Source organism: Candidatus Hydrogenedentota bacterium (assembly GCA_019695095.1).
Taxonomy (GTDB): domain Bacteria; phylum Hydrogenedentota; class Hydrogenedentia; order Hydrogenedentales; family SLHB01; genus JAIBAQ01.
The window spans coordinates 1-2,760 of record JAIBAQ010000387.1 but is presented as its reverse complement, the minus strand read 5'-3'; the positions used below and the strand labels follow the sequence as shown (position 1 = coordinate 2,760).

The window sequence follows — 2,760 nt, the reverse complement described above, 5'->3', positions numbered from 1 at the left end:
GGGACAACGGGCGGCGCCGGGCGTGGAACCAGAGGCACGGCATTGCTGCAACCGATATCCGGGTCGCGATACAACAACTCTCGATTGCCCGCCGCGTCGAGCAGATAGAGGCCCAACGCATTCGGCGCATTCGCGCCCGGTTCCCACACAAGGGGCGTGGGGCTGTACGACACCAGGAAATACTTCTCGGACAACGGCCAGGGCGACTCGTAGTACTCGGGGATGTCGCGCGTCTCGGCCTCGGGGAAGGGCACTTCAGGTGTTATCCGCGTAAGAGCTTGCTCGCCGTTGTTGGCGATCGTGGGATCGACCACGGCAATCGAGCCGCCCGTGATAGAGTGGTGCGCGGACGCTGTAAACACCATTTTGCTGCTGTTGGGGATGGGCTGAATCTGAAACGTGCAATGCGGTGCGGGCGTCGCGTTGCCCCACAGGGCCATTGGGTTTGTGCCATCCGGCCGGCTCGACCAGAGATTCTGGTGAGTGACTGCGTCGCGGTCGATGTAGTCCCAACGGCTATACAGAATCAGCCCTGTATTGGACACGGAGGGGAACCACTCGTTGGTGTCGTGATAGGACAACGTGCGGACGCCGCTGCCATCGCCGTTCATGCGGTGCAGCGTGTACACGTGCCACCGCGGACTGAACTGCTCGCCAAAACACCGCGCGTATCCCTTGCGGCGCGTGGAACAGAACGCGATTCCGCCATCGGGTAGATAGGTTGGCATCAGGTCGTCATAGGGACCCGATGTGAGTTGGTGGAGTCCCGAGCCATCCACATTCACTTCCCAGACGTGATAAAAATCCTCATCGACCTCATTGTTGAGCGCATTGTAGTGCGTGTTCTTGCCGGTACACGCGACGTAGGAAAACACAATGCGTTTCGCGTCATACGACAAGCGCGGCTCAAGCACATTGCCTTTCGACAGTTGACCGTCCAGCAAATCACGCGCTTTCAGCGAATATCCGGGCCGCTCCAGCACAAACAACCCGCCTCCGGGCCGCGCGCGCCATCCGTAATACTGCATGACGAGATGGCTGTACGACGTGGGCACGCGCTTGCAGAAAAGCAACTGGTCAAAGTTGAGTAGGGGGTTCTTGAACGCAATCTCGCGCTTTATCCCGCGCACCTGCGCATACAACGAACGCCACTCGTCTAGCGTGTGCTCCGCGCCGATCGTTGCCTCCATCAGACTCAGACGTTGCGACTCCGCGGAAAGGAAGTCATCTGACTGTCCCGCGCGCAGGTCTGCCAGCAACTGCCGCGCCTTGTCATAATGGCGGCGTGTGGCGGACGCATACGACTCCGTGCTGTCCGACAGCTTGTCTTGAGCGTGCCAATCGGCTTGGACCAAGGCCCATAGATCCAACGACAGACGGCCTTCTCCTTGAACGCTTGCGAACGCCTTGCGCAGTTCGTCAATGCAGGAATCGGTGACACCGGACTCCAGCAAAGACTGCGCCGCCGTGAATCCTTTGCTCCACGGCCCCGAATACGGCATAGCGATAATGTGCGGCAATAGGAGGGAGGAGCCAGACTCCACTGCCATTGACGAACCCGTGTTGCCATGTTTCACCGCGACATGCAGGATCCCTTCTCGCGAAAGTTCCGCCGTCACCGTCCACGGCGCGGCTCTTGTCATGGCCAGCGCCAATCCGCTCTTGTCTGTCTCGTCAGAAATGACCACCAGCGGCAGGATGTCTTTGCTTTCATGGGCAACGGCAGTCCCCACCATCGTTGTAGCTTCTCGAAGCGCCGCGTCAACGGTCAGGACACGTACAACCGGCAATCCCCTTGCCTCGCTCGGGTCCGTCTCCATCTCGCAGCGCCAGCAACTCTGTTCGGCGCCGATCGCAGAGAACGCCTCCGACGCCTGATACCGCTCACCGTCATCGTAGGTGAGCACAGGGTCCCAATGTGTCGTATCGCATGCAATGTGACCGCGCTTGTGCACGACAAACCGGATTGCGTCACCTTTTCGCACGTCCATGGAAATGCCGGGTTCGACACCCTGGGCGTCGTTGCCGTCTATCTCGGCGGACCACACCGTTTCACGCCCGTGTCGTATCTCAAGCTTCACGCCGTCGCCGCCGCCATTGTTCGTGTCGGCCTTGTAGACTCGCTCCGAGACCGTAAGTCGTCCGTCTCGCGGAGCGGTAAACCGGCGCACACTTGGCGTGTTCTCTCCGGAGTGTTGCCAATCCTTGCCTACGCGCGTCCAATCGGGCCCCGTCCAGAAAGACGATCCGTACCAGACATCCTGACTCGGAGAAAGAGCCCGATACCGCCCATCGTCCTGCTCGTCAAAAATCCGAAAACCCCACTCAAGAATCGGCGTTGAATCCGTCGAGACGGCCGAAGACGTCGGATTGGTCAATGCGCTTTCAATGACCAAGGCGCCGCATTCCGAAATCCATCGCTGCCGTTGCCGCACCGCCAATCCCGTAGATGAATCGGTCCGAACGAACTCCGTCTCCGCCATCGCCTCGGCATCGGCCACGTAACGGCCAAGCAGAGAGTCATCGGACCCATTGATGAAGAGCGACATGGGGCTGGCCCCCGAACCGACGCCGCATGCCGCGGGTCCCGCGCCAAGAGTTGTGAACGCGCACAAAGCAAATGCACAGACTAGAGACATATGGATTCCCCTATTGATAGCGGGCTTCAGGTCATGTTTGCGCGAATGAGAATCTTCGATCGCACAGGCAGGCCCCCCAACGCCGTGAATTCGACGCAACCAGTTTGGCCGCTGACGTCAC

1 protein-coding gene is annotated in these 2,760 nt (G+C 59.8%); it reads right to left on the bottom strand.

Features of this window, described 5'->3' with window-relative positions; all coding sequences use genetic code 11:
- Positions 1-2,639 (bottom strand): hypothetical protein (locus tag K1Y02_26725; GenBank protein ID MBX7259978.1); only part of this gene is annotated, 2,639 nt, incomplete at its 3' end.
- Positions 2,640-2,760 lie beyond the last annotated feature (121 nt).